This is a genomic window from Salana multivorans (assembly GCF_003751805.1).
GTDB classification, from domain to species: Bacteria; Actinomycetota; Actinomycetes; order Actinomycetales; family Beutenbergiaceae; genus Salana; species Salana multivorans.
The window spans coordinates 33,769-58,788 of the sequence record NZ_RKHQ01000002.1 but is presented as its reverse complement, the minus strand read 5'-3'; the positions used below and the strand labels follow the sequence as shown (position 1 = coordinate 58,788).

The window sequence follows — 25,020 nt, the reverse complement described above, 5'->3', positions numbered from 1 at the left end:
CGTCCGCGACCGTCGGTCGCCGGCGGCTCAGCTCATCGCCTGGACGGCGCCGATGACGATGACGGCCAGCGCGATGGCGCCCCACACGAACGCGAGGTACTGCATCGGGATCCAGAACAGCGTGTGCACGTTGAACGCGCGCTGGGCCTGCGCCAGCTCGTGGGCGAACAGGGCGTCGGCCATCTCCTGCGCCTGGGCGACCGACGTCGGCTGGGGCTGACCGGGACCGAGCGAGAACCGGCCGGTGACGACGAGGTCGTCGAGCTGGCGCTTGCGCTCCTGCGCCCAGGCGTCGATCTTGCGCCGGGGGCTCGTCCGGTTCAGCGCGATGCCGGTGAACCAGGTCGCGACGGCGGCGAGGAGCAGGCCGATCCCGATGGTGAACGGCAGCGCCGACTCGGGCACCAGGGTCGAGGCCACCCCCGCGAACAGGATCATGCCGACGGCCGCGTAGACGAACGCGAGCACGCCCCAGCCCCTCCAGATGATCACGAGTGCCTCCCTGAGTCGATCGTCGGTCGTGAGCGGGTCACATCCTCTCAGGTCGGCCGACCCGCCGGACCACCCGGCCGGGACGCGGACGACGGCGCCCGTCCGGACGTGGCCCTCGATGACGTCGCGGAGCCGCGACCGCTGCTCCGCGGCGAGCCCGGCGTGCGCCCCGGACTCGTGCATCGCGTCGACCTACCGCCGCCGCTGGCACCGGGGGCAGAAGTGCGAGGAGCGGTTCATGAAGGACGCGCGGCGCACGGGGGCGCCGCAGCGCGAGCACGGCTCGCCCTCCCGGCCGTAGACCTCGAGCGAGCGGTCGAAGTAGCCCGAGGCGCCGTTGACGTTGACGTAGAGGGCGTCGAAGGACGTCCCGCCCGCCACGAGCGCCGCGCGCATGACCTCGGCGGCCGACTCGAGGACGGCACGCGCCGCGCGGGCGCTCAGCGTCGGGGCCGGCTGCTCCGGGTGCACCCGGGCGCGCCACAGCGCCTCGTCCGCGTAGATGTTCCCGACCCCGGAGACGAGCGTCTGGTCCAGCAGCGCGCGCTTGACGGCGCTCCGCCGCCCGCGCAGGGCTCGGGCGAGCACGTCGAGGTCGACGGCGGGATCCAGCAGGTCCCGGCCGATGTGCGCGGCGGACGCGGGGACGAGCGGGTCGGGCGCGCCCAGGCCGCCGGGGGCGCCGTCGGGCGTCGCGACGAGCCGGTCGGTCGCGAGGTAGCCGAACGTGCGCTGGTCGACGAAGTCGAGGACGACGGGGACGCCGGGCGCCTCGGCCGCTTCGGCGTCGAGGGATCGGCCGGAGTCGTCGGGCGCGAGGTGGAGCCGGGCGCGCAGGTGCGGGTGCTCAGCGCCCGCCTCGGCCGTGAGCCGGTCGCGGACCAGCAGCTGGCCGCTCATCCCGAGGTGGACCAGGAGGGCTGAGCCCGCGCCGGGCGCGTCGCTCCCGGCGGCGGCGTCCAGCAGGAGCCAGAGGAACTTGCCGCGCCGGACGGCGGCGCGCAGCCGGGTCCCGGTCAGCTCGTCGGCGAGCTGCCCGGCGCCCCCGGGCAGGCGGCGGACCGTGCGGGGGTTGTGGACGTCCACGCCGGCGACGACGCGGCCGAGGACGTGGTCAGCGAGACCGGCTCGAACCGTCTCGACCTCGGGGAGCTCGGGCAACGGCTCAGGCGTCGGAGCCGACGAGCGCGGCGAAGGCCTGCTCGGCCGCCTGCTGCTCGGCGTACTTCTTGGCGGTGCCGGTGCCCTCGCCGAGCACGTCGCCGCCGATGAGGACCTGGGCGGTGAAGACCCGCGCGTGGTCGGGCCCGGTCGAGCGCACCTCGTAGGACGGGACGCCGAGCCCGAGCTCGGCCGAGCGCTCCTGGAGGCTCGTCTTCCAGTCGAGGCCGGCCCCCGCCGTCGCGGCCCCGGCGAGCGTCGAGGCGAGCAGGCGCAGCACCATGACGCGGGTGCGGTCGAGCCCGACCGAGAGGAACGTCGCCCCGATGAGGGCCTCGAGCGTGTCGGAGAGGATCGAGTCCTTCTCGGAGCCGCCCGAGTTCGCCTCGCCGCGGCCCAGGAGCAGGAAGGACCCGATCCCGAGCTCACGCGCGACGCGGGCGAGGGCCCGCTGGGACACGCACGCCGAGCGTCGCTTGGCGAGGTCGCCCTCGGAGACGTCCGGGTAGGTGATGAAGAGGTACTCCGTCACGATGACGCCGAGCACCGAGTCCCCGAGGAACTCCAGGCGCTCGTTCGTCGGTACGCCGCCCGCTTCGTGGGCGAAGCTGCGGTGCGTCAGCGCGAGGACGGCCAGCTCGGGGTCGAGGTCCTCCCCCAGGGCAGACAGAAGCGGCCCGAGGCCAACCGGTGGCATCGGGCTCGCTTCCAGCACGTCCTTCGGCATCGGCTGCCTCAGGCGTCGGTGCGGAGAGCCTCGGCGTAGGTGCGCTGGTTGTAGGCGCCGCAGCTCGGGCAGGCCGTGTGCGGCAGGCGCGGCGACTTGCACTGGGGGCAGGTGGAGAGCACGGCGGGCGTCGCCTTCCACTGCGAGCGGCGCGCACGGGTGTTGGAGCGCGACATCTTGCGCTTGGGAACAGCCACGGGTCTTCCTCTTCCTTCGTCAGTAAACCGCAGAGAAGTCTACGGCACTCCTCACCGGTCGGATTCCTCGCCGGTCGTGGTGGGTGCGGCGGTGCCGCCGGGGGTCTCGTCGGGCTCGCCGTCGGGCTGGTTGAAGGCCTCGACGAGCGCGGCCCAGCGGGCGTCGACGACGTCGTGACCGTGGTCCGGGTCCGCCGTGTTGAGGTCGACGCCGCACTCGGGGCACAGGCCGAGGCAGTCCGGCCGGCAGTGCGGCTGGAACGGCAGGTCGAGGACGATGGCGTCCCGGACGGCCTGCTCGAGGTCGATGGCGTCGTCGAGGATCTCGGCGATCTCCTCCGCCTCGGTGTCCTCGGGGTCGATCTCGATCGCGCCCGGGTAGGCGAACAGCTCGGTCAGCTCGACGTCCGCCTCGTCGGCGATGGCCGTGAGGCAGCGCACGCACTCCCCCGCCAGCGGCGCGAGGACGCGGGCCGAGGCGAGGACGCCCTCGACGACGGACTCCAGGCGCAGGTCGATCTCGACCTCGGCGCCGGTCGGCACGCCGATGACCTCGTTGCGCAGGTCGCCGGGGGCCGGGATCGCCAGCCGGGTGGTGTGCATCGCGCCGGGGCGACGCACGAGCTCGTGCACCCCGACGACGAACGGTGAGCGCGGGTTCATGACGCGGTGCTCCCTCTCGTGTCGGCCCGGCCCTGGCGCAGGCAGAAGGGCGCGCAACCGGGCTCAGGGGGTGTCTGGGTGTTCCAGGGGGTCGCGCCGAGCGGCGGACCAAAGAACTACCTTACTGTGCCCCGCGCCGCGCCGCCAGTCGCGCACGTCCGGCGGCGACCTGCTTGGAGACGGCGCCGAGATCGACCTCGAACTGGGCCAGCCGCGAGTCGCAGTAGTCGTCCGCGTCGGCCTCGAGCTGGGCGGCCCTGGCCTCGGCCTCCGCGACGATCTCCGCCGCCCGCTCCCGCGCGAGGCGCGTGATCTCGTGGTCGGAGACGAGCCGGTCGGCCTCGACGTGCGCCGCGGCGAGGATGTCGGCGCCCTCCGCCTTCGACCGGGCGAGCACGCCCTCGGCCTCGGCGACGATGCGGTCGGCGGCGGCCACCTGGTCCGGGACGGCCTCCCGGGCGGCGGCGATCAGGTCGACGACCTCGGCCTTGTTGACGAGCACGGAGGCGCTCATCGGCATCGCGCGCGCCTGCTCGACGACGTCGCGCAGGTCGTCGAGCAGCGCGAGGAGGCCGGCCGCCGGGTCCTCGGTGGACGTGGTGTGGTCGGTCACGGGGTCTCCCTCGGGGTCGGGGCGGACGGGACGGACGGAGCTGGGCCGCTGCTGTCGCGGCCGGTCCGGGAACGGGCGGAGCGGTCGGCGATCGCGGCGCGGACGAGGTCTCCGACGCCGTCCGGCACGAGGTCGTCGATCGGACCGTCGTAGGTCGCGACGTCCCGCACCATCGAGCTGGCGATGTGGGCGAGGCGACCGTCGCTCACGAGGAAGACGGTGTCGACGCCGGCGTCGCCGGTCCCGACGGCCGACAGGTGGCGGTTCATGGCGGCCATCGGCGCCTCGGCGTCGAGGTCCCCGCCGCCGCGCAGGCCCTTGACGATCGCGACGGCGCCGACCTCGCGGCAGAAGTCGACGAGCAGGCCGGGCACGATCTCCACCCGCACGCCGGGCAGGTGGGCGACGGCGCCCGCGAACGCTGCCCGGCGCGTCTCGGCGTCGAGCAGCGGCGTCTTGCCGGCGTTGCGCGCGATGCCGACGACGACCTCGTCGAACAGCCGCGCGGCGCGCACGACGATGTCGACGTGCCCGAGCGTCACGGGGTCGAAGGTGCCGGGAACCACGGCGGTACGCACCCCCTCACGATAGGGGGAGGGACGACGGACGGTCCCGTGGCACGCCGACCGGGCGGGCTCCGGGAGGTCGACGCCGGGCGACGTCGCGGAGCTCACCGCTCGATCGTGCCGCGCTTGCGCTCCCGGCGGAGCCGCTTCTGGTCGTCGTCGTCGCTCGTGAGGATGCCGACGAGCGGGACGGCCAGCCAGAACACCCAGGCCCAGGCCCAGCCGTTGAACGCGAACCCGCAGACGAAGAACCCGATCGTCGCCAGGATCGGCGTGGCGGCCATGATCTTGGACCGGCTCAGGCCGCCGCGCGACGGCAGGGGCGTGGGGACGAGGACCTCGGGGCTCTCGGCCGGCGTCCCGTAGGTCGGGGCGACGGGAGCCGCGGTGCCGGCCGGCCCGGTGGTGCCGGCCGGACCGGCGTCGCTGGTCGACGTCGGAGGGTCGAGCGGGTAGCCGATCCCGTCGGCGGGACCGTCGAACGGGGCGGGGTCGTTCGGGCGTTGCGTGCTCATCACCCGACGGTAGCGCGCTCGAGGAAGTGCAGCGTCGTCTCGCCGTACCTGCGGTCCTGCCACGTCTCGAGCTCGGGCGGCGGCGTGGGCGCCGAGCTGCGCGACGAGCGCTCGACCACGACGACCGCGTCCCGGCTCAGGTGCCCGACGAGCTGGTGCAGGACGGCGTCGACGCGGTCGGTCGCGACGTCGTACGGCGGGTCGATCAGCACGAGCGACCAGGCGTCGTCGCGCGGGTCCTCCGCCCGATCCGCCACACCCGTCACGTCCGCCGGACGCGCCGGACGCGCCGCGAGGAACGTCTCGACCCGCGCCTGGTGCACGCGGACGTCGACGCCGGGGATCCCGAGGGCGCGCGCGTTGTCGCGACAGGTCTGCGCGGCGCGGCGGTCGTGCTCGACGAGGTCGACCTCGACCGCCCCGCGGCTCGCGGCCTCCAGCCCGAGGGCCCCGGAGCCGGCGTAGAGGTCGAGGACGCGGGCGCCGTCGAGCAGGCCGTAGCTGTCGAGGCGGGTGAACAGGGCCTCGCGGACCCGGTCCGACGTCGGGCGGGTCCCCCGCGGCGGCACCTGGATCGTCCGGCCGCCCGCGACCCCGGCGATGATGCGCGTCACCCCGGCAGCCTACGGCTCACAGCCGCCAGTACCCGCAGAAGCCGATCGCCTCCTTCGCGACGCCGGCCCGCCGGCAGACCGTGCGCGCCCGGAGCACGAACGCCGACTCGCCGACGATGTAGGCGCTGCAGGCCGGGTCGATGCTCGTCCCGCGCAGCACCTCCAGCGCCGCGTCGCCGTACCCCTGGCCCGGCCGGCGCGCCGTCCATGACGCCCCGGGCCCCGCGAGCTCGCGCCGGTCCTCCTCCGACGCCACCTCGACGACCGTCGTGACGCGGTCGTGGTCGAGCGTCGCGAGGATCGCCTCGACGCCGGGCAGGCCCGTCTCGTCCGTCACGAGGAGCAGCGGCCGCTCGTCGTACGCGGTGAAGATGCAGCCCTGGTCGAGGAAGCCCAGCTCGTCCCCGGGCCGGCACGCCAGCGCCCAGCCGGCCGCCTCGCCCTCCACCTCGCCCGACGCTCCGCGGTGCAGGACGAAGTCGACGTCGAGCTCCCAGCCGGCCGAGTCGCGCCGGGCGGCGCGGATCGTGTAGTTGCGGACGATCGGGCGGACCTCGTCCGGCATCGCGAGCAGGCGCTGGTGCCAGCCGTCCAGCCCGCCGAGCGGCAGCTCGAGCGGCCGCCCGGGCACCGGGAGGAAGAGGCGGAACCAGTGGTCGTAGCCGAGGTAGGAGAACTCCTCGTCGAAGTCCTCGTCCTCGTTGCGGACGACGACCCGGCGGAACCCCGGCGAGATCGTCAGCGCGTCGACCACCCGGAACCCGCGGACGGTGGCCACCTCCGGCTTGCGGGCCTGCGCCGCCGGACGTCGCCGGGTCACCGGGACGTCCGGCGGTGCAGGGGGCGCAGCACGACGGCGCTCAACCGATGGCGCTCTCGATGAGCGAGGTGAAGTGGTCGATCGCGTAGAGCTGCGCCGCGGGCGTGCCGAGCGAGAACGCCTGCGAGAGGTCGTCCGTGACGACGATCGACCGGCCGTCGGCGACCGCCGGGACGAGCTGCCACCCGGCGTCGTCGGTGATCTCGCTGGCGTCGATGAAGATCGGGAACGCGACGAGGAGGTCGGCGTCGAGCAGGTCGAGCTGCTCGGCGGAGATGCTGACGCTCCAGCCGTTCTCGTCGACCGGCAGGGCCGCGATGGTCGGGCTCAGGGTGAAGCCCATGTTCTCGAGGAGCTGCACGCGGCCGTCGGTCGCGGCGTACGCGCCCCAGCCGTCGGCGGTGCGGGTCGCGACCGTGACGGTCTTCCCCGCCCACTCGGGGTGCGCGGCCGACACCTCGGCGAACGCGTCGTCGACCTCGGCGACGAGCTCCTCGCCGCGCTCGGTCTGGCCGAGCGCGGCGGCGATCATCCCGACCTGCTGGTCGCGCGTCGCCAGCCACGAGTCGCCGCCGTCGGGCACGCCGACCGTCGTCGCGATCGTCGACAGCCGCTCGTAGCGCTCCGCGTCACCGGAGCTGCGCACGTCGAGGATGAGGTCGGGCTCGAGCGCGGCGATCGCCTCGTAGGAGGGCTCCATCGTCCCGATGATCTCGGGAGCCGAGTCGTAGAGGCCCTCGGCCCACGGACCGACGCCCTCGCCGCCGAAGGCGAGCCAGTCGGCGGCCCCGACGGGCTGCACGCCGAACGCGAGCGCGAGCTCCGCGTCACCCCAGCCGAGGGCCACGACCCGCTCGGGCCGCTCCTCGATCGTGACCGGGCCGAACTTCGTGTCGATCGTCACCGGGTAGGCCGAGTCCTCGGTGCCCGCGTCGCCCGATCCCTCGGCTGCTCCCGACGAGGCCGCCGACCCCGCGGGGTCGGCCGGCGGCGTGGTCTGCGACGACGTGGCGGGGGTCGAGCACGCGGCGAGCGCGAGGGCGGCGACGGCTGCGGCGAGCGCGAGCGTCGCTCGACGGGCGGTGGTGCGGCGACGAGTGGGACGACGAGACAATGGTGGCTCCATTCAGTGGATGGCCGTCCGAGTCCCCCTGCGAGAGTCGCGACAGCATTCGTACTCAGGTTACCCTTACCTAAGTAATCCGGATGCTACACGGCCGCGACGCGGGTCGGCCGGCTCCGGCCCGAGGAACGGATCGTCCATGACGGCTGCCCCGATCGACCCGCGCGCGGCGCCGTCGATCGCCGAGCCGACCCAGCTCTCCGACCTGACCTCGGCCTCCGGCTCCACCGAGCGGGGGCCCGTCGCGTCGTCCGGCGCCACCCGGACGCTCGGGCTGCTCGTCGCGATGGTGGTGCTGGCGGTCCTCGTCCTGGTCAGCATCGCGGTGGGCTCGAGGGGCATTGCGCCGCTCACCGTGCTCCACACCCTGCTGGGGGGAACGGAGGAGTCCCACGTCGTGTGGCACCTGCGCGTGCCCCGCACCGTCGTCGGAGTCTGCGTCGGGCTGGCGCTCGGGGTCGCGGGCGCGCTCATCCAGGCCCTGACGCGCAACCCGCTCGCCGACCCGGGCATCCTCGGTGTCACCTCCGGCGCCTCGTTCTTCATCGCGATCGGTGTCGCCGCGCTCGGGGTGACGTCGACCTCGGGGCAGGTCTGGCTCGCCTTCGCCGGGGCGCTCGTCGTCACGGTCGCCGTCTACGTCGTCGGCTCGGCCGGTCGGGGCGGCGCCGACCCCGTGCGGCTCACCCTGGCGGGTGTCGCGCTCGGCGCGGTGCTGAGCGGGATCGTCACGGCGCTGATCCTGCTCGACCCGATGACGTTCAACACGATGCGGAGCTGGAACGCCGGGACGCTCGTCGAGCGGGGCTGGGACGTCCTGCTGCCCGTCCTCCCGTTCCTGCTGGTCGGCGTCGTCCTCGCGATGGTCGCGAGCGGCTCGCTCAACGCCATCGCGCTCGGGGACGACCTCGCGCGCTCCCTCGGCACGAACGTCGTGCTCACCAGGGTCGTCGTCGTCACCGCCGTCACGCTGCTGGCCGGTGGGGCGACCGCGATCGCCGGCCCGATCGCCTTCGTCGGCCTCATGGTGCCGCACGTGGCCCGCTGGATCGTCGGGCCGGACCAGCGGTGGATCCTCGCGTACACGATCGTGCTCGCGCCGGCGCTGCTGCTGGTCTCCGACATCGTCGGCCGCGTGGTCGACTGGCCCGGCGAGGTCCCGGTCGGCATCGTCACGGCCTTCGTCGGGGCGCCCGTCCTCATCGTCCTGGTCCGCCGGCAGCGAGCGAGCGGGCTGTGAGCGCGATCGCGGACGCCGTCCCCGGCGACGCTCCGACCGGGCTCGTCGACCCCGGCTACCGCTCGGTCGCGCTGCGCGCCGGCGGCCTGGCCGGCCGGTGGCGGCTGCGGGCGCTCCTCGTGTGCGCCGGGCTCGTCGTCGCGGCGGTCACGCTGGCCGCGGTCGGTCTCGTCGTCGGCGACTACCCGCTCACCCTCCCCCAGGTGCTGGCGGCGCTCACGAACGATCCGGACGCCGGCTTCGCGCGCACCGTCGTCGTCGACTGGCGGCTGCCACGCGTCCTCGCCGGGCTGGTGTTCGGCGCCGCGCTCGGCGCGGCGGGGGGCGCGTTCCAGTCGCTCACCCGCAACCCGCTGGCGTCCCCCGACGTCATCGGCTTCTCCACCGGCTCCTACACCGGCGCGCTGCTCGTCATCATCGTCATCGGCGGCGGGTACCTCCAGGTTGCCGGCGGAGCGCTGGTCGGCGGCATCCTCACCGCCGGGGTCGTCTACCTGCTGGCATGGCGTCGGGGGGTCCAGGGGTTCCGGCTCATCATCGTCGGGATCGCCGTCGCGGCCGTCCTCGCCTCGTTCAACACGTGGCTCATGCTGACCGCGAACCAGGAGCTCGCGCTCACCGCCGCGGTCTGGGGCGCCGGCTCGCTCAACGGGACCACCTGGGACCAGGCGATCGTCGGCGGCGGCCTCGTGCTGGTCCTCCTGGCGGCCGGGGCGGCGCTCGGCCCGGGGCTGCGGCAGCTCGAGCTGGGCGACGACGCGGCACGCGCCACCGGCACGCGCGCGGAACCGGTGCGGCTGACGGTCATGCTGATCGCGGTGGCGCTGACGGCCGTCGTGACGGCCGCGGCCGGGCCGATCGCGTTCGTCGCGCTGTCCGCGCCCCAGATCGCCCGGCGCCTCACCCGTTCGCCGGGCATCGCCGTCGCGCCGGCGGCCTGCACGGGCGCGCTGCTGCTCGTCGGGGCCGACCTCGTCGCGCAGCACGCCCTGCCGACCGCGCTGCCCGTCGGCATCGTCACGGTGGTGGCCGGCGGCGCCTATCTCGTCTGGCTCATCATCAGGGAAGTGAGGCACCGTGCCTGAGACAGGTGCGCGGCTGCGCGTGGAGGCGGCGACGATCGGGTACGACCGGCGGACGATCTCCGAGAACCTCTCCGTCTCGATCCCCGACCGCTCGTTCACGGTGATCGTCGGCCCGAACGCGTGCGGCAAGTCGACGCTCCTGCGCGGGCTCAGCCGCCTGCTGCGTCCCACCGCCGGCCGGGTGGTGCTCGACGGCGCCGACATCCACTCCTACCGCGCCCGGGAGGTCGCGCGCCGGATCGGGCTGCTGCCCCAGAGCTCCATCGCTCCCGACGGCATCACCGTCGCCGACCTCGTCGCCCGCGGGCGCTACCCGCACCAGAACCTCCTCCGGCAGTGGACCGGGGACGACGAGCAGGCCGTGCTGCGGGCGATGGCGGCGACCGGCATCACCGAGCTCTCCGGCCGCCTGGTCGACGAGCTGTCGGGCGGCCAGCGCCAGCGGGTGTGGGTCGCGATGGCCCTGGCGCAGCAGACCGGCATCCTGCTGCTCGACGAGCCGACGACCTACCTCGACATCACCTACCAGATCGAGCTGCTCGAGCTGTTCACGGACCTCAACCTCGCCGGCCACACGCTCGTGGCCGTGCTGCACGACCTCAACCACGCCGCGCGGTACGCGACGCACCTCATCGCGATGCGCGACGGGCGGGTGGTCGCCGAGGGCGCCCCGCGCGACATCGTGACGTCCGACCTCGTCGGGGAGGTGTTCGGCCTGCCCTGCGTCGTCGTGCCCGACCCCGTCGTCGGCACGCCGCAGGTCGTTCCGATCGGACGCGACCGCTCGCGCGGCTGAGGTCCGCCCCCGGGAACCGGAGGCGGTGGCTACCTGGCCGTCGCCGCGGCCGAGGTCGGCCGGGTCGGACGAGCCGGCCGGCCGGCGTCCTTGCGGACGTGGGTGGCGACCGCGACGAGGATCGATGAGACGACGGCCTGGAGCAGCAGGACGCCGACGGGAACCTGCGTCGCCGGCGAGAGCACCGCGACCGCGAGCGCCACGAGCGTCGGCAGGAGCGCGATGAGCGTGAGCATCGGGCCGAGGGCGAGCGCGCTCATCAGCCCCGGCGGGTACGCGCCCTGGGGCGTGATGACGAGCGGCTGCGACCAGTCCATCGACTTGCGGTAGGCGGCCTGGATGCCGGCGGAGGCAAGCCCGGGGGCGAGCAGCAGCGCGAGCGGGACCAGCTCCCAGCCGAGGCCGACACCGCGCATCGAGAGCAGCAGCGGCAGCACGACCATCGCCCAGACGAAGACGAGCAGGGAGGCGAACGGGAGCCGCGCGAGCCGCGAGCGGCGAGCGCCGAGGCCGAGCACGCGGTCGAGGACCGGGGCGTCGTGCGCCGCTCGCGCGCCGGCACCGCCGACGTTCGCGACGAGGGCCCCGCCGACGACGACGAACAGCGCGACCATGAGCAGGGAACCACCCGAGACCGCGAGCGCGAGCGGCAGCCCGACGGCGCTGGTGAACGCGATGAGCTGCCACGGGCTGCGCAGCACGAGGCGGGAGTCCGCCGTGAAGACGGCGCTCAGCGGCCCGCGCACGGTCCGCAGCGCCGAGCTGCGCCGTCGGACGTCGCCGCCGGAGTCGGTGAGGACGCGGCCGAGACCGCGCAGGTCGAGCGCGGCGACGGACGACGTCGCGTCGCCCGTCCTGGCGCCTCGCGCGCGCAGCACCGCGCCCGGGATCGAGCCGAGACCGGCGATCGCGACGACGCCGAGCACGACCGCGAGGGCGAGCAGGACGGCGGCGAGCAGGACCGGGCTGGGCTCCGGGGCCGGCCGCCGCGCGACGGCGAGCGCGATCCAGGCGGCGACGGCGAGCGCGAAGCACGTCTCGCCCAGCCGGGCGAGACGCCGCGCCCGCACCGGCGCCGAGGCGAGCGACCGCCCGCCGGCTCCCCCGCGCTGGCTCAGGATCGCGACGGCGACGAGGGCGGCTCCCCCGCCGGCTCCCACGAGCGCGAACCAGCCGAGCCAGGCCACGTGGGCGAAGCCCGCGAGCACCGCACCGACCGCGGCGCCGGCGACCGCGCCGCCGGCGAGCCAGGCCAGCGCGACGGGGCGCAGCAGCCCGGCGCGGTCGGCCGGCGTCGGCAGCCACCACAGGGCGCCCGCGCCGCCGACCCCGACCGGGCCGAGCCGCACGACGACGCCCAGCACGAGCCCGGCCGCCGCGAGACCGACGATGGGCACGAGCCAGGCCGGGTCGAGGGCGGGTCCCGCGGCCTGCGCCGCGCCCTCGAGGTTGCCGAGGTCCGCCCCGAGCATGCGCGCGGCCTGGACCGCCATCGTGACGCCGACGACCGCCGAGAGGACGGAGACGTAGACGTCGCCGAACAGGCTGGTCCACTTGGCGCCGCCGTGGCCACGCCTGGCCGTCGCCGTGAGCGAGCGCAGACCGCGGCCGGTCAGGCGGGTCGTCGCGACGGGCTGGCCCGGGACGGGCTCGTCGAGCGGCAGGACGGTGAGCTGCTGCTCGGCGGAGCTCGGGTCGTCCGGGTCGACCTCGTCGCCGACCGTCGCGTCGGGTCCGGCGGCGGTCACGTCGGCCTCGGGGGCTAGCTCCGCGCCGGGGGCATCGGGGGCGCCGGGAGCGCCAGGGGCGGTCACAGCGTCTCGATGAGGTCGAGGGCGGCCCGCGGCTTGGCCTGCCGGGCCTGCTCGTCCGTGATGACGAGCGCGTGCGTCGCGACCCGCTCGACGAGCACGGGGTCGTGCGTCGCCATGACGACCGTGACCCCGCTGCGCCGCTCGGCCGCGAGGCGCTCGCCCAGCCGGTCGCGCATGCCGGCGTCGAGCCGCTGCTCGGGCTCGTCGAGCACGAGCACGCGCCGGGGGCGGACGAACGCGGCGGCCAGGAGCATGCGGCGTCGCTGCCCGGAGGACAGCGCGGTCGGCATCGCGCGCTCGCGCTCAGCGATCCCGAACTCCCGCGTGAGGGTCGTGACCAGCTCGCTCGCCTGGGCGACGCCGTGACCGCGGGCCAGCAGGAGCAGGTGCTCGCGCACGGTGAGCGCGGGGAACGCCGCATCCTCGTCCATGACGGTCGCGACGGCGGCGCGGAAGTCCGCCTCGCGCTCGTCGACCGCCCGTCCGAGCAGCTCGATCGTCCCGCCGAGGGCCGGCAGCAGACCGACGACCGCGCGCAGGAACGTCGACTTCCCGCTGCCGTTCGCCCCCACGACGGCGAGTGCCGCCCCCGGCGGGATCGTCACCGAGATCGGCGGGCACACGGCCGAGTCGGCGCTCTCGCCGTAGCCGACGAGCAGGTCGCGGGCGCGCAGCACCGCTGGGGAGGACTTCGCCATCCCCCGAGCGTACGAGCCGCGCGGGCTCGCACCGAACCCGAGCGCCCCGGTCGGGCTCGGCGAGCGTGGCCGGGCGGACCACGCGCCGATGGGCTCAGGACCGCTCCAGGTACTCCTCGCGCTCGGCGTCCAGCGCGCGGGTGATCGCCTCGGCCAGCTCCGGGTGTCGCTCGAGCGCGGGGTCGCTCGCGACGACGGAGCGCGCGGCCTCCCGCGCCAGCTCGATCGTCTCGGCGTCGTGCACGACGCGCAGGAGCCGGAGCGAGGCGGTCCGGCCGTGCTGCGCCGCCCCCAGGACGTCGCCCTCGCGCCGCTGACCGAGGTCGGCCTCGGCCAGGGCGAAGCCGTCCCGCGTGCCGGCGAACGTCTCGAGCCGCTCCCGCGCGGCCGACCGCTCCCCCGTCCCCGGGTCGAGCTCCGGCACGGGCGTCACCGCGAAGCAGACCCCGGGCAGAGCTCCGCGGCCGATCCGCCCGCGGAGCTGGTGGAGCTGGGACAGACCGAACCGGTCGGCGTCGAGGATGACCATGACGCTCGCCTCCGGCACGTCGACGCCCACCTCGACGACGGTCGTCGCCACGAGCACCGGGGCGGCCCCCGAGGCGAAGTCGGCCATCGCAGCGTCCTTCTCCTCCGGGCCCATCCGGCCGTGCAGCGCGCGCAGCTCGATCCCGGCGAGGGCCGGCTCGCCGCCCAGCCGCTCGACCACGGCCTCGACCGACTCCAGCTCGCGCGGCGCCGCCGACGGCTCGCCGCCCGTGGTGCCGTCGTCGTCATCGGCCGCCGGCCCGGCGTCGAGGTCCTCCCCCGCCTCCGCGACCGTCGCGGAGATGCGCGGGCAGACGACGTACACGCGCCGCCCCTGCCCGACCTCCTCCGCGACCCGCGCCCACATCCGCTGCACCCAGCGCTCGTTGCCCGTGTCGACCACGTGCGTCGCGACGTCGGCGCGGCCGGCCGGGAGCTGGCGCAGCGTCGAGACCTCGAGGTCGCCGAAGATCGTCATGGCGACGGTGCGCGGGATGGGCGTCGCCGTCATGACGAGCAGGTGGGGCGCCGTCCGCGCCTTCGCCCGCAGGGCGTCGCGCTGCTCGACGCCGAACCGGTGCTGCTCGTCGACCACGACGAGCCCGAGGTCGTGGAACGTCACGTGCTGCTGGAGCAGCGCGTGGGTGCCGATGACGATCCCGGCCGTCCCCGTCGCCGCCTCCAGCAGGGCCTTGCGCCGCTGCGCCGTCGACTGCGAGCCGGTGAGCAGCACGACGCGCGTGGCGTCCAGCGCCCCGCCGAGCATGCCCGCCTCGCCGAGGTCGCCGAGCAGGCCGCGGATCGAGCGCTCGTGCTGCGCCGCGAGGACCTCGGTCGGCGCGAGCAGCGCGGCCTGTCCCCCGTTGTCGACGACCTGGAGCATGGCGCGCAGCGCCACCAGCGTCTTGCCGGAGCCGACCTCGCCCTGCAGCAGGCGGTGCATCGGCGTCGTCCCCGCGAGCTCGCGGCTGATCTCGCCGCCGACCTCGAGCTGGCCGGCCGTGAGCGTGAACGGCGGGCGCGTGTCGAACACGTCGAGGATCCCGCCCGGACGGACCGGGCGCGCGGTGGCGGGCTCGAGGGAGGCCTCGTGGCGACGGCGGGCCATCGCGGCCTGGAGCACGAACGCCTCCTCGAACCGCAGGGCCTCGACCGCGTCGCGGTACTGCTGCGCGTCCTGCGGCTCGTGGATCGCGCGCAGCGCCATCGCGTGCGTGAGGAGGCCGCGCTCCAGCCGCACCTCGAGCGGGACCGGGTCGGGCAGCAGCTCGTCGTCGAGCGAGGCGAGGACACCGCGGACGTGCTTCTGGATCGTCAGGCTCTTGAGCCCCCGGGTCTGCCCGTAGCGGACCTTGGGACGGCTGGCGCGCTCGCGGGCCTCCTCGTCGGTCTCCTCCTCGTCCACGTCGTCGATCTCGGGGTGGGTGAGCTGCAGCCGGCCGCCGTGCGCCGCGACCACGCCGTCGACGACGATCCGCCGCCCCGGTGCCAGGCGGCGCTCCAGGTAGGCGACGCGGTGGGCGCTCGGCGCGAAGTAGACGATCTGGAGCACGCCGTCCCCGTCGGAGACGTCGACCTGCACGACGAACCCCCGCCGGGCCCGCATCGGGCGGGCCGTCAGCCCGAGCACGTCCACCACCACGACGACGTGCTGCCCGGGCCGCAGCCGCGACAGGTCCGTCAGCCGGCCCGGGTCGATCATCCGGCGCGGGTAGTGCTCGAGGAGGTCGCGGACCGAGTGGAGGCCGAGCTTGGCGTACTTGCGCGACGCCGCCTCACCGAGCTGCATGCGCAGGCTGCGGTCGACGGGCGTGCGGGGCATGCCCGGCCAGTGCCCGTCGCTCCCGCGTCCGCTGCTCGTCATGACACCGAGGGTAGGCTGCTGGTCCGACACCGGGGGTCGCGCGACGTCGAGCCCGTGGATCCAGAGGATGTGTGGACGGGCGCCGTCGACGATCGGCTGGTGGATCGGTCCGGCGCCGTAGGGTATGCTGCTGCGGTTGCGTTGTGCCGGTATGCACCTCCCTCGCGGAGTCGCGACCCCGACGCTGTCAGGATTCGCCGCCAGATCAGGCGGCTCATGATGAGGAGAACGACCGTGGCTTCGACCTGCGACGTGTGCGCCAAGGCACCCAGCTTCGGCAAGAGCGTCTCGCACTCGCACGTGCGGACCTCGCGCCGTTGGAACCCGAACATCCAGAAGGTGCGGACCGTCATCAACGGCACGCCCAAGCGCCTCAACGTGTGCACCTCCTGCCTCAAGGCCGGCAAGGTGACGCGCGCTCTCTGAGCCCGCACCCGTAGTCGCACGAAGGCCGCGCTCCCCTCGGGGACCGCGGCCTTCGTCGTCCCCGGAGCCGACCGCCGCCGACGGGGACGACTCAGGTCGCGTGGAAGTGGTCCCAGCCGAGCGGGCCTGCCCACGTCGCGCCGTCGACGGTGACGCCCGGGTCGCCCGGCACGTCCGCCGCGACGACGACGCCGATCCGGTGGAACGAGGGCGGGAGCGCGACCGACGGCGGGAACGTCGCGAGGAGGCCGTGGTCCTCGCCACCCGTCAGCACCCACGTCAGCGGGTCGACGCCGACGTCCTGCGCGGCCTCGGCGAGCGCGTCGACGCCGGGCGCGAGGAGTCCGCGCGACAGGTCGAGCCGGACGCCGCTGGCCAGCCCGATCCGGCCGGCGTCGCGCAGCAGCCCGTCCGAGACGTCGAGCATGGCGCTCGCGCCGGCGCGCGCCGCGTCGACCCCGGAGAGCAGTGGCGGGTCGGGCCTCCGGAACGCCTCGACGAGCCGCTCCCCACCGGGCAGGGACGTCACCCCCTCCGACGCGGCGGCCAGGAGCGCCAGCCCCGCCGCCGAGCGGCCGAGCACGCCCGCGTGGGCGACGACGTCGCCCGGCCGGGCTCCCCCGCGCGTCACGGGCCGGCGCCCGTCGAGCTCGCCGAGGGCGGTGACGGCGACGGACAGCGCCGGCCCGGCGGACAGGTCGCCGCCCACGACGCCGACCCCGTGCGGCTCGCACGCCTGCGCGAGCCCCCGCGCGAGGTCCTCGACCCACGCGACCGGGGTCCATGGCGGCAGGGTCAGCGCGACCACGAGCGCGGTCGGGACGGCTCCCATCGCCGCGACGTCGGCGAGGTTCTGCATGGCGGCGCGCCAGCCGACGTCGGCCCCGGTCGACCACCGCGTCCGGAAGTGGTGGTCCTCCACGAGCACGTCGGTCGTGACGACGAGGTCGCCGCGCGCGGTGAGGACGGCGGCGTCGTCACCGGGACCGAGCACGGTCCGCACGCCCACCGGCAGCATCGGCGCGAACCGGGCGATCAGCTCGGTCTCGGTGATCTCGTCGACGCGCACCGGACCATCCTCGCGCACGGTCGGCCGACTACCGTGGAGGGGTGAGTCCCCGCCGCGTCGCCGTCCCCTCCCTCGCCCTCGCGCTGGCGGCCGGGGCGACGATGCTGTCCGGCTGCGCGTCGGACGTCGTGCTCGACGCGGCACCCCACGCGTCGGCCGAGGTGTGCGCCCAGGTGCTGCGCGTCGCGCCGTCCTCGCTCGCCGGCGCCGATCGCCGGCCGACGACGTCCCAGGCCTCGCTCGCGTGGGGCGATCCGGCGATCACGCTGCGCTGCGGGGTGGAGCCGCTCCCGCCGACGCCCGAGCGCTGCATCCAGGTCACGGCGGGCGACGGCACCGTCGTCGACTGGATCGTGCACGAGGACGACCCGCAGGGCTCGACGGCCGACGACGGCGGACGCGGCCGGTTCGCCTTCACGACCTACGGTCGCGTCCCGGCGATCGAGGTCGTCGTGCCCGTGGAGTACGCCGGGTCGGACGCGACCGCGATCCTCGTCGACCTCGCGGGGGCCGTCTCGCGCACCAGCCCCGAGCGCGCCTGCCTCTAGCCGGGCCGGCGGGTCCGGACGCCGGACCTTTGGTCCCAGGCGCGAGGTCTCCCCGGGACGGACGATGGTGACGTCACCACCCCTGGCGCAGATCTCGATCGGAGACCCCGATGAGCACCACCACGTCCACCCGCACCCACGACGATGCCGTCGCCCTGGTTCGCGAGGCCGTGTCGCAGTACCTCCCCTACGCGCGCGCCCAGCGCCGCGACCTCGACAACGAGAGCTGGCTCGCCCTCATGGGCGAGGTGCTCGACGTCGTCGCGCGCACGCGCTGACGCCGCACCGACGGGGCGTGGGCGACGCCGCACACCCGGCTGGTCGCCGGGCTCGGCTCGACCGGTCCGCTCGTGCGCTCAGCGCAGCCCGACGGGCCGCTCGAGGGCGAGCTCGAGCAGCTCCGTGATGAGCTCGGGGTAGCTGAGCCCCTCGCTGCGCCAGAGCTGCGGGAACATCGAGAACGGCGTGAACCCGGGCATCGTGTTCACCTCGTTGACGACGAAGCCGGACTCGGTGAGGAAGAGGTCGACCCGTGCCAGCCCCTCGCAGCCGAGCGCGTCGAACGCGTCCGCCGCGAGCGCCCGCGCCGCGGCGACCTCGTCGTCGTCGAGATCGGCGGGGATGACGAGCGTCGTGTCGCCGGTGTCGGTGTACTTGGCCTCGAAGTCGTAGAAGTCGCGGCCACCGCCGACGAGGATCTCCCCCGGCACCGTCGTCCGGGGCCGGTCGAGCCCGCGTCCCTGGAGCACCGCGACCTCGATCTCCCGCCCGCGCAGCCCGGCCTCGACCACGATCTTGGGGTCGTGCTCGCGCGCCTCCTCGATCGCGCGGGCGAGCGCGTCGCGGCCGTCCGCGCCGGTCCACCGGCTGATCCCCATGCTCGACCCGGCCCGAGCCGGCTTGACGAACAGCAGGTCGCCAAGCGCCTGCGCCGCGTCGAGGCACAGCTCCCGGTCGCGCTCCCACTCGGTCCGCGTGAGCACGACGTAGGGTCCGACGGGGATGCCAGCTCCCGCGAGCATCACCTTCATCACGTGCTTGTCCATCCCGGCGGCCGAGGCGAGCACGCCCGACCCGACGTACGGGATCCCGCCCAGCTCGAGCAGGCCCTGGATCGTGCCGTCCTCGCCGAACGGGCCGTGCAGGAGCGGCAGGACCACGTCGACCTCGGCGAGCGCCGTCACGCCGCCGCCGACGTCCGTCGTCACGAGCGAGCGAGCGTCGGGGCCGAACGGGACGAGCACGCCGGGGGCCCCGGCCGAGTGGACCTCCGGGAGCCGCGCGCCGTCGATCCGCAGCGGCTCGGGATCGTCGGGCAGGAGGACCCACGACCCGTCGAGCGCGATGCCGACGGGGACGACCTCGAACCGCTCCCGGTCGATCGCGGAGAGCACGCCGGCGGCGGTGGCGCACGAGATGGCGTGCTCGCTGCTGCGTCCGCCGAAGATGATCGCCACGCGCGTCCTGGTCACGGGGCGAGACTACGCGGCGCCCGGTGGAGAGCCGGGACGCCACGCGCGTACCGTGGCTAGACGTGAGCAACTCCCCACTCAGCCCGGCGACGACGGTCGTGGCGGCCGGTCGCCCGGCCCGCACCCCCGGTGCGCCGGTCAACCCGCCGGTCGTCCTGTCGAGCACCTACGTCGGGGCCGAGCGGCCCGGTGCAGCGGGCCCGGAGCACCTCGTCTACGCCCGGATCGACACCGAGACCTGGCACCCGCTGGAGGAGGCGATCGCCGAGCTGGAGGGCGCGGACCGACCGGGTCTCCTGTTCGGGTCGGGCCAGGCGGCGATCAGCGCGGTCCTGGACCTCACGCCGCCAGGCGGCGTGCTCGTCGTCCCCCGGCACGCCTACCACGAGGCCCTGGTCGCGGCCCGACAGCTCGCGGAGCGGTGCGGCGTCGAGATCCGTCGCGTCGACATCGCGGACACCGCGGCCGTCGTCGCCGCGATCCGCGGGTCGGACGGCGCGGATGGCACGGACGGCGCGGACGGCGACGCCGGACGCCCCGCCGACCTGGTCTGGCTCGAGACGCCGACGAACCCGATGCTCGAGGTCGCGGACGTCGCCGCCGTCTCGAGCGCCGCCCACGCGGTCGGCGCGGTCGTCGTCGTGGACAACACGTTCGCGACGCCGCTGCTGCAGCGGCCGCTGGAGCTGGGCGCGGACGTCGTCGTCCACTCGGTGACGAAGTACCTGGCCGGGCACTCCGACGTCGTGCTCGGCGCCGTCGTGACCGGCGACGCAGACCTGTGGGCCCGCGTCCGGCAGCGGCGCGTGACGGGCGGCGGCATCGCCGGCCCGTTCGAGGCGTGGCTGGCGCTGCGCGGGCTGCGGACGCTGGCGCTGCGGATGGAGCGCGCGCAGCAGAACGCGGCCGAGCTGGCCGGGCGTCTGCGCGAGCACCCCGCCGTGCTCGCGGTGTCCTACCCCGGGCTGCCCGACCACCCGCAGCACGACCTCGCCGCCCGGCAGATGGACGGCTTCGGCGCGATCCTCACGCTGCGCGTGCGCGGCGGAGCAGAGGCCGCGCGCCGGCTCACCGAGGAGGTGCGGCTGTGGCTGCCGGCGACGTCGCTCGGCGGTGTCGAGTCGATGCTCGAGCGGCGTCGGCGCTGGCCGAACGAGGCGCCGAGCGTCCCCGAGGACCTGCTCCGGGTGAGCGTCGGCATCGAGGACGTCCGCGACCTGTGGGCCGACCTGGACCAGGCGCTCGTCGCGTCGCAGGCGGGCTGAGTCGGCACCGACGCAGAGCGACGCAGGGGTGCGTGTGCCAGAACGCGTCGCATGCGTCGCTTCCGGGACGCCATCGGTCGGGCTCGGACCGGGCAGGATGCTGCACCCGGATGCATCGTCCACGAACGCCGTCGCCGCGCGCTCGGGCGGGCCGGCCGATGCCGGCGGCGACGCCGCGGGCGTCCGCGGACGCCGGCGCCTGCCGCTGAGCCTCGCCGGGCGCCGCCGGTGTCGGCGGCCGGGCCCGTCCCGGGGCGCGTCGCACGCAGTGCGCGGTGGTGCCGGAAACGTGCCCGCGCGGCAGTACGCGGTGGTGCCGGGGACGTGCCGCGCGCGGCACGGCGGCAGCCGGGACCGCTGGCGTCGTGCACGACGCATCGCGGGGGTCGACGCCGACGCTCCGACCAGCGACGACGCTCGCACCGCACCCGCAAGGACGCATCGCGCACGATGCGTCTACGACACCGGGATGTTCGCACCGCAGTCGGGCACCCACCGCCGGCGGTGTGCCGCGAGGCCGGCTCCGCCACCCTGGCGCGGTGGTCCCGTGCGCCGGGCGGCGATCAGTCCTCGGCGCGCGGGGGGCGGGCGTGCAGCTCGCGAACGACCTGGGCCGGGTCGCGCCCCTCGTGCACGACGGCGACGACGGCCGCGATGACGGACGCCTTGACGCCGTGCCGCCGGGCGAGCTCGAGGATGGGCCGGCAGGACTTGGCACCCTCGGCCGTCGCCCCGGTCGCCTCGACGGCCTCCGCCAGGGTGAGCCCCTTGCCGATGTAGGAGCCGAGCCGGTGGTTGCGCGAGCTGGGCGAGGAGCAGGTGGCGACGAGGTCGCCGACGCCCGCGAGGCCGAGGAACGTCTCCCGCTCGGCGCCGATCGCGAGACCGATCCGGGTGCCCTCCGACAGGCCGCGCGTCATGATCGACGCGACCATGTTGTAGCCGTACCCCATCCCCTCGGCGATACCGACGGCGAGCGCGATGACGTTCTTCACCGCGCCGCCGATCTCGAGCCCGATGACGTCGGTGCTCGTGAAGACGCGGAAGTACGGCGTCGCGATCGCCTCGGCGATCCGGTGCGCGACGGCATCGTCCCGGCACGCGACGACCGTGGTCGTCGGCTCGCGGCGTGCGATCTCGCCCGCGAGGTTCGGCCCGGACACGACGGCCATCCGCTCGGGTGCCAGGTCCCAGATCTCCATGAGCACCTGGCTCATCACCTCGAGCGTCGACAGCTCGACGCCCTTCATGAGCGAGACCACGACCGCCTCGGGGGCGACCAGTCCCGCGTACGGGGTGAGCACGTCGCGCACCACCTGCGACGGGAGCGCCACGACGACGACCTCCGCGGTCGGCAGCAGCCGCGCCAGGTCGGTCGAGGCCGCGAGGGTCTCGGGCAGCACGGTCCCGTCCGGCAGGTGCCGGCCGTTCGTGTGCCGGGTGTTGATCTCCTCGGCGACGGCCTCCTGCGTCGTCCACACGACGACGTCGTTGCCGGCGTCCGCCAGCACCTGGGCGAAGGTCGTGCCCCAGGCGCCGGAGCCGATGACGACGGCCCTCACGAGGCGTCCTCCCCGGCGGTGTCCCCGGCCTCGTCGGCCGCCCCGCCCGGGCGGGCCTGCTCCGTCCGCGCCTCGTCGGTCCCCCGCGCCTCGGCCGACCCCGGCCTCGGCTCGCGCACGACGCGACCGCCCCTGCGGTGGTCCCAGGGGATCTCGGGCGGCGTCTCGCCGCGCAGCCGCGCGAGCAGCGCGGTGATGGCGCGCATGATCCGGGCGGTGGCCTCCACGAGGGCCTCGTGGTCGCTGCGACCGATCAGGTCGGCCAGGTCCACGGGCGTGCCGACGAGCACCTGGAACTTCGGCTGCGCCCACGGGCGGAACCACGGCTTGTGGTTCGGCATGACGAGGTGGGCCCCCCACTGGGCCACGGGGATGACGGGCGCGCCGGTCGCGAGCGCCAGGCGGGCCACGCCGGTCCTGGCGACCATGGGCCACTTGTCCGGGTCCTTGGAGTGCGTGCCCTCGGGATAGATGAACACGGCCTCGCCGTGCGCGATCGCCGCCTCCGCCGCGACGAGCGAGTCGGCGGCCGTCCGGGTGCCCCGCTCGACCGGGATCATGTGGCTGTGCCGCATGGTCGGGCCGATGATCGGCATCCGCCACAGCTCCGACTTCGCCAGGATGCGCGGCGGCGCCCCGTTGTTGTAGAGCATGTGGGCGACCGTGAGCGGGTCGAGGTTGCACAGGTGGTTGGACGCCACGATGAACCCGCCCTCGGCCGGGAGGTTCTCCGTCCCGCTCCAGCGCTTGCGGCCGAGCGCGTTGAGGATGGGCCGGACCACCGCCGCGATGAACCGGTAGTGGCCGGACTTGTGACGCGGCGGGTAGTCGTGCTCGGTGTGCTCCACGCTGGCCGATCCTAACGGGGTGCGGGCACCTCGGGCTCACCCAGCGACAGCATGAGCCGGTTCGCCCACGCGAAGAACGCCGCCGACCCGACCGCGTCGAGGACGGCCTCGGTGGACAGACCGACGGCGCGCAGCTCGGCGACGTTCTCCGCGTCGAACGTCGGCGGGGTGGCCGAGAGCGCGGCAGCGGCCCGCACGACCGCGGCCCACCGCGGCTCGAGCCGGTCGGCCGCCGCGACGCCGTCGCGCAGCAGCAGGTCGACCTCCTCCGGCCGCTTGCCGAGCTGGGCGGCGAGCCGGGAGTGCACGCTCGCGCAGAAGACGCAGCCGTTGAGACGCGACGCGACGGTCGAGGCCAGCTCGCGCTCGGGGCGGGGCAGCCCCTCGCCGTCCTGCCCCGGGCGTGGCGCACCCGTCAGCACCATGTCGAGGTCCGCGCGCGTGCGCGACTCCAGGATCTCCGGCGCCAGGGCCAGCAGCCGGAAGTACGGGCTCGCGACGCGACCGGGCTCGACGAGCGCCTCGACCTGTTCCGGCGTGAGCTCGTCGGCCGTCGGGGGCTCGAGCCACGGCACCCAGCCGAGCGCGTCCCGCGTGAAGTGCTCGGGCCGGTGCAGGTCGGTCGTCGGGGCGGTCGTCATCGGGGGTCTCCGTCGGGTCGGGTGGCGAGCGCGGGGTCGTCGTCGACCACGACGGCGAGCGCGTGCGCGATGCGCGCCTGGTAGGTGAGGAAGGAGACGAGCTGGGACAGCTCGACGACCTGTGCGGGCGTCCAGCCGGCGCCGGCCAGCGCCGCGAGCGCCTCCGGCGAGGCCTCGCGCGGTCGCAGGACGAGCAGCGCGGCGTGGTCGAGCCCGGCCGCGAGCCGGTCGTCGAGCCCGGCCCCCGGGTCGGCCGCGGCCGTGAACGCCTCCCCCGGCTCGGACTCGCTCGCGAGACCGACCTCCCGGTACACGCCGTACGGGCCCGGCCGACGGGCGGCGGTTGCCGCGTGCTGCACCGCGTCCGCGAGGTCCGGCGCGAGCTCCTGCAGGGCGTCGTCGTACGTCTGGGCGAGCGCGGGGATCCCTCGGCCCGGCCCGCCGCGGTGCAGGCCGAGCACGAAGCTCGCGACGGCGAGCCGCTCCGCGCGGGTGAACCCGCGGTCGTCGGCGGGGTCCAGGAGCACGTCGTGCGCCCGCTGGGTGTGCGTCCGCGCGGCCGGCCGGGCGTGCCGCAGCGCGTCCAGCGTGCTCGACGGCTCGATCCCGGCGACCCGGTCCAGGACGTCCGGCGATGCGACCGACGCGCTCATGCCCCCACCTCCACCGGCGCGAGCCGGCGACCGAGCGCGGGCGCGACCTGCGTCGCGAGCAGCTCGTGCGAGCGCAGGACGAGCTCGTGCACCGGGTCGACGGAGTGCACCTGGACGAGGAGGTCCGTCGCGTCGCGCAGCACGGTGTCACGGGCGAGCTGCTCGGTCACCTGCTCGCTCGTCCCGGTCACGGTGTCGGAGGCCGCGATGAGGTGGTCGAGCGAGCCGGCCGGGTCGAGACCCCACAGCCCGGCGCGACCGGCGACCGCGCGCAGCCCGCGCTCGGCCTCGCGGCGGGCCGTCGCCTCGTCGTCCGTCACGATGACGGTGCGCGACGCGGCGATCCGCGGGGCGACGCCGTCGGGGAGGTTCTCCAGGTAGGCGGCGACGATCGGCTCCTGGATCTCCCAGATCCGCAGGTCGGGCTGGCCGTCGGGACGCGGCTGGCTGCGGGAGAGCAGCAGGCCGTTGCCGTTCGCTCCGGCGCGGGCGCCGCCCTCGACGGAGAAGGTCGCCTCCCACTGCCGCTCCAGCAGCGTGGGCGCCGGGGGGTAGAGCTGGTTCTCCGGGTCGCCGAGGTCGTCGCCGGCCCAGGCCCGCGTCACGACGTCGAGGTGCTCGGCGTAGATCCGCCGCCGGTCGGCGGCGTCGTGACCGAACGCGCGGAAGGACGACGGCGTGCCGCCCGTCCCGAACCCGACCTCCACGCGTCCCCCGGAGATCTCGTCGAGCACCGCGAGGTCCTCGGCGACGCGGAGCGGGTGCTCCAGCGGCAGCGTGATGACGCCGAAGCCGAGCCGGATCCGCCGGGTCAGCGGCGCGACGGAGGCGAGGAACACGGCGGGGGCCGGCAGACCGCCCTCGTCGCGGTGGAAGTGGTGCTGGGCCACCCAGGCCGAGTGGAAGCCGAGGGCCTCGGCCTGGACGATCTGCTCGCTGGCGTTGCGGTAGCGCTCGGCCGGTGAGGTGTCGTCGAGGAGTCGGGTGAAGACGCCGAGGCGCAGCTCGTTCGATGTCATG

Annotated in this window: 28 protein-coding genes; 7 read left to right on the top strand and 21 right to left on the bottom strand. The window is 75.2% G+C overall.

From position 1 onward, the window contains the following. Positions 1–27: 27 nt before the first annotated feature. From EDD28_RS12520 to EDD28_RS12470, 11 genes are all read right to left on the bottom strand, one after another. Positions 28–675, bottom strand: coding sequence for a hypothetical protein (locus EDD28_RS12520; RefSeq protein ID WP_123740139.1), 648 nt, complete (start codon positions 673–675; stop codon positions 28–30). Positions 676–684: 9 nt separating this feature from the next. After that, positions 685–1,653: a bifunctional DNA-formamidopyrimidine glycosylase/DNA-(apurinic or apyrimidinic site) lyase gene (mutM, locus tag EDD28_RS12515; RefSeq protein WP_123740138.1), complete on the bottom strand. Its 969-nt coding sequence runs from the start codon at positions 1,651–1,653 to the stop codon at positions 685–687. Between the two features lie 4 nt (positions 1,654–1,657). Continuing rightward, on the bottom strand, positions 1,658–2,350 hold the full coding sequence (gene rnc, locus EDD28_RS12510; RefSeq protein ID WP_211339227.1) for a ribonuclease III: 693 nt from the start codon (positions 2,348–2,350) through the stop codon (positions 1,658–1,660). A 38-nt stretch (positions 2,351–2,388) separates the two neighbouring features. Beyond that, positions 2,389–2,577 (bottom strand): 50S ribosomal protein L32, encoded by a 189-nt coding sequence (gene rpmF, locus EDD28_RS12505; RefSeq protein ID WP_123740136.1) that lies wholly within the window; start codon positions 2,575–2,577, stop codon positions 2,389–2,391. A 51-nt stretch (positions 2,578–2,628) separates the two neighbouring features. Continuing rightward, a complete protein-coding gene (locus tag EDD28_RS12500) occupies positions 2,629–3,240 on the bottom strand; it encodes a YceD family protein (RefSeq protein WP_123740135.1) in 612 nt (203 codons plus the stop codon). Positions 3,241–3,361: 121 nt separating this feature from the next. Beyond that, a complete protein-coding gene (locus EDD28_RS12495) occupies positions 3,362–3,853 on the bottom strand; it encodes a hypothetical protein (RefSeq protein WP_123740134.1) in 492 nt (163 codons plus the stop codon). Continuing rightward, positions 3,850–4,431 (bottom strand): pantetheine-phosphate adenylyltransferase, encoded by a 582-nt coding sequence (gene coaD, locus EDD28_RS12490; protein ID WP_123740889.1) that lies wholly within the window; start codon positions 4,429–4,431, stop codon positions 3,850–3,852. Before coaD ends, EDD28_RS12495 begins: the two co-directional genes overlap by 4 nt. A gap of 92 nt (positions 4,432–4,523) precedes the next feature. After that, positions 4,524–4,934, bottom strand: a complete 411-nt coding sequence (locus EDD28_RS12485; RefSeq protein ID WP_123740133.1) for a hypothetical protein — start codon at positions 4,932–4,934, stop codon at positions 4,524–4,526. After that, positions 4,934–5,548 (bottom strand): 16S rRNA (guanine(966)-N(2))-methyltransferase RsmD, encoded by a 615-nt coding sequence (gene rsmD / locus EDD28_RS12480; RefSeq protein WP_123740132.1) that lies wholly within the window; start codon positions 5,546–5,548, stop codon positions 4,934–4,936. Before rsmD ends, EDD28_RS12485 begins: the two co-directional genes overlap by 1 nt. Before the next feature lie 16 nt (positions 5,549–5,564). Then, positions 5,565–6,368 (bottom strand): siderophore-interacting protein, encoded by an 804-nt coding sequence (locus EDD28_RS12475; RefSeq protein WP_123740131.1) that lies wholly within the window; start codon positions 6,366–6,368, stop codon positions 5,565–5,567. 40 nt (positions 6,369–6,408) lie between these two features. Next, entirely contained in the window at positions 6,409–7,482 is a 1,074-nt protein-coding gene (locus EDD28_RS12470; RefSeq protein WP_245968071.1) for an iron-siderophore ABC transporter substrate-binding protein, read from the bottom strand. Positions 7,483–7,630: 148 nt separating this feature from the next. On the opposite strand from EDD28_RS12470, the gene EDD28_RS12465 reads away from it, so the two are divergent. Genes EDD28_RS12465 through EDD28_RS12455 form a run of 3 tightly spaced genes read left to right on the top strand, consistent with a single transcriptional unit; the run spans position 7,631 to position 10,612 of the window. Then, entirely contained in the window at positions 7,631–8,731 is a 1,101-nt protein-coding gene (locus tag EDD28_RS12465; protein ID WP_211339226.1) for a FecCD family ABC transporter permease, read from the top strand. Further along, complete coding sequence (locus tag EDD28_RS12460) at positions 8,728–9,816, top strand: FecCD family ABC transporter permease (protein ID WP_211339225.1); 1,089 nt, start codon at positions 8,728–8,730, stop codon at positions 9,814–9,816. Before EDD28_RS12465 ends, EDD28_RS12460 begins: the two co-directional genes overlap by 4 nt. Continuing rightward, entirely contained in the window at positions 9,809–10,612 is an 804-nt protein-coding gene (locus EDD28_RS12455) for an ABC transporter ATP-binding protein (RefSeq protein ID WP_123740129.1), read from the top strand. The genes EDD28_RS12460 and EDD28_RS12455 overlap by 8 nt, the downstream gene beginning before the upstream one ends. Before the next feature lie 29 nt (positions 10,613–10,641). Here EDD28_RS12455 and EDD28_RS12450 read toward each other — a convergent pair whose 3' ends face one another. From EDD28_RS12450 to EDD28_RS12440, 3 genes are all read right to left on the bottom strand, one after another. After that, positions 10,642–12,426, bottom strand: coding sequence for a DUF6297 family protein (locus EDD28_RS12450; RefSeq protein ID WP_148059618.1), 1,785 nt, complete (start codon positions 12,424–12,426; stop codon positions 10,642–10,644). Beyond that, positions 12,423–13,124, bottom strand: coding sequence for an ABC transporter ATP-binding protein (locus EDD28_RS12445; protein ID WP_123740127.1), 702 nt, complete (start codon positions 13,122–13,124; stop codon positions 12,423–12,425). The genes EDD28_RS12450 and EDD28_RS12445 overlap by 4 nt, the downstream gene beginning before the upstream one ends. Before the next feature lie 94 nt (positions 13,125–13,218). Beyond that, positions 13,219–15,516 (bottom strand): ATP-dependent DNA helicase RecG, encoded by a 2,298-nt coding sequence (locus EDD28_RS12440; RefSeq protein ID WP_245968070.1) that lies wholly within the window; start codon positions 15,514–15,516, stop codon positions 13,219–13,221. Positions 15,517–15,750: 234 nt separating this feature from the next. Here EDD28_RS12440 and rpmB point away from each other — a divergent pair, with 234 nt between their 5' ends. Further along, the gene (gene rpmB, locus EDD28_RS12435) at positions 15,751–15,942 is read left to right on the top strand and encodes a 50S ribosomal protein L28 (RefSeq protein WP_123740126.1); all 192 of its coding nucleotides are present in this window, start codon (positions 15,751–15,753) and stop codon (positions 15,940–15,942) included. Positions 15,943–16,033: 91 nt separating this feature from the next. Here rpmB and EDD28_RS12430 read toward each other — a convergent pair whose 3' ends face one another. Further along, a complete protein-coding gene (locus EDD28_RS12430) occupies positions 16,034–17,011 on the bottom strand; it encodes a thiamine-phosphate kinase (protein WP_123740125.1) in 978 nt (325 codons plus the stop codon). 41 nt (positions 17,012–17,052) lie between these two features. On the opposite strand from EDD28_RS12430, the gene EDD28_RS12425 reads away from it, so the two are divergent. Then, the gene (locus tag EDD28_RS12425; protein ID WP_245968069.1) at positions 17,053–17,559 is read left to right on the top strand and encodes a DUF3515 family protein; all 507 of its coding nucleotides are present in this window, start codon (positions 17,053–17,055) and stop codon (positions 17,557–17,559) included. Between the two features lie 110 nt (positions 17,560–17,669). After that, complete coding sequence (locus EDD28_RS17465) at positions 17,670–17,837, top strand: hypothetical protein (RefSeq protein WP_170169485.1); 168 nt, start codon at positions 17,670–17,672, stop codon at positions 17,835–17,837. 78 nt (positions 17,838–17,915) lie between these two features. Here the strand turns inward: EDD28_RS17465 and EDD28_RS12420 are convergent, their stop codons facing one another. After that, a complete protein-coding gene (locus EDD28_RS12420) occupies positions 17,916–19,031 on the bottom strand; it encodes a D-alanine--D-alanine ligase family protein (RefSeq protein ID WP_123740124.1) in 1,116 nt (371 codons plus the stop codon). Positions 19,032–19,093: 62 nt separating this feature from the next. Here EDD28_RS12420 and EDD28_RS12415 point away from each other — a divergent pair, with 62 nt between their 5' ends. Continuing rightward, the gene (locus EDD28_RS12415; RefSeq protein ID WP_123740123.1) at positions 19,094–20,296 is read left to right on the top strand and encodes a trans-sulfuration enzyme family protein; all 1,203 of its coding nucleotides are present in this window, start codon (positions 19,094–19,096) and stop codon (positions 20,294–20,296) included. Positions 20,297–20,859: 563 nt separating this feature from the next. Here EDD28_RS12415 and EDD28_RS12410 read toward each other — a convergent pair. From EDD28_RS12410 to EDD28_RS12390, 5 genes are read right to left on the bottom strand one after another with little or no spacing between them, the layout of a single operon-like run. Then, positions 20,860–21,858, bottom strand: a complete 999-nt coding sequence (locus EDD28_RS12410; RefSeq protein ID WP_123740122.1) for an NAD(P)H-dependent glycerol-3-phosphate dehydrogenase — start codon at positions 21,856–21,858, stop codon at positions 20,860–20,862. Continuing rightward, positions 21,855–22,706: a lysophospholipid acyltransferase family protein gene (locus tag EDD28_RS12405; protein ID WP_123740121.1), complete on the bottom strand. Its 852-nt coding sequence runs from the start codon at positions 22,704–22,706 to the stop codon at positions 21,855–21,857. The genes EDD28_RS12410 and EDD28_RS12405 overlap by 4 nt, the downstream gene beginning before the upstream one ends. Before the next feature lie 11 nt (positions 22,707–22,717). After that, entirely contained in the window at positions 22,718–23,347 is a 630-nt protein-coding gene (locus EDD28_RS12400; protein WP_123740120.1) for a peroxidase-related enzyme, read from the bottom strand. Then, entirely contained in the window at positions 23,344–24,000 is a 657-nt protein-coding gene (locus tag EDD28_RS12395) for a CMD domain protein (protein WP_123740119.1), read from the bottom strand. Before EDD28_RS12395 ends, EDD28_RS12400 begins: the two co-directional genes overlap by 4 nt. Beyond that, positions 23,997–25,019 (bottom strand): putative FMN-dependent luciferase-like monooxygenase, encoded by a 1,023-nt coding sequence (locus EDD28_RS12390; protein ID WP_123740118.1) that lies wholly within the window; start codon positions 25,017–25,019, stop codon positions 23,997–23,999. Before EDD28_RS12390 ends, EDD28_RS12395 begins: the two co-directional genes overlap by 4 nt. Position 25,020 lies beyond the last annotated feature (1 nt).

Bases quoted from the DNA above. Each gene is read 5' to 3' on its own strand.
- EDD28_RS12520 (WP_123740139.1), bottom strand. From the start codon at position 675: ATGCACGAGTCCGGGGCGCACGCCGGGCTCGCCGCGGAGCAGCGGTCG.
- rnc (WP_211339227.1), bottom strand. From the start codon at position 2,350: ATGCCACCGGTTGGCCTCGGGCCGCTTCTGTCTGCCCTGGGGGAGGAC.
- EDD28_RS12500 (WP_123740135.1), bottom strand. From the start codon at position 3,240: ATGAACCCGCGCTCACCGTTCGTCGTCGGGGTGCACGAGCTCGTGCGT.
- EDD28_RS12485 (WP_123740133.1), bottom strand. From the start codon at position 4,934: ATGAGCACGCAACGCCCGAACGACCCCGCCCCGTTCGACGGTCCCGCC.
- EDD28_RS12465 (WP_211339226.1), top strand. From the start codon at position 7,631: ATGACGGCTGCCCCGATCGACCCGCGCGCGGCGCCGTCGATCGCCGAG.
- EDD28_RS12445 (WP_123740127.1), bottom strand. From the start codon at position 13,124: ATGGCGAAGTCCTCCCCAGCGGTGCTGCGCGCCCGCGACCTGCTCGTC.
- EDD28_RS12440 (WP_245968070.1), bottom strand. From the start codon at position 15,516: ATGACGAGCAGCGGACGCGGGAGCGACGGGCACTGGCCGGGCATGCCC.
- EDD28_RS17465 (WP_170169485.1), top strand. From the start codon at position 17,670: ATGAGCACCACCACGTCCACCCGCACCCACGACGATGCCGTCGCCCTG.
- EDD28_RS12400 (WP_123740120.1), bottom strand. From the start codon at position 23,347: ATGACGACCGCCCCGACGACCGACCTGCACCGGCCCGAGCACTTCACG.
- EDD28_RS12395 (WP_123740119.1), bottom strand. From the start codon at position 24,000: ATGAGCGCGTCGGTCGCATCGCCGGACGTCCTGGACCGGGTCGCCGGG.
- EDD28_RS12390 (WP_123740118.1), bottom strand. From the start codon at position 25,019: ATGACATCGAACGAGCTGCGCCTCGGCGTCTTCACCCGACTCCTCGAC.